Raw genomic sequence first — 275 nt, forward strand, 5'->3', positions numbered from 1 at the left:
GTATACCTCCTCACCCAGCTCAGACTTTTTGGCTTCCAAAAGTTCAAGGACTTTCTCGTATATAAGGTTTATAAGCTCTTCTTTGTCCCTCGCCTTTGGTATTTCTAATTCGTGGTTTGTAATCTCTCTAAGATAGTCTTCCAAGGGTTTAAGTTCCCAAAGTTCTGGCTCTTCCTCCTTTAAAAGCTCTTGCACCTTTTGCGATATGAGTTCAAACAAAAACTCCTTAAGGTAGTCTTCTAGACCTTTGGCTTCGAGTATGTCTCTTCTCATGG

Annotated in this window: 1 protein-coding gene; it reads right to left on the bottom strand. The window is 40.7% G+C overall.

Features of this window, described 5'->3' with window-relative positions; genetic code table 11:
• Positions 1 to 273: hypothetical protein (locus tag N2315_09545; GenBank protein MCX7829414.1), on the bottom strand; the 273-nt coding region annotated here is incomplete at its 3' end.
• Positions 274 to 275 lie beyond the last annotated feature (2 nt).

Origin of the sequence: Thermanaerothrix sp. (assembly GCA_026417795.1) — a bacterium.
Taxonomy (GTDB): Bacteria; Synergistota; Synergistia; order Synergistales; family Synergistaceae; genus Thermanaerovibrio.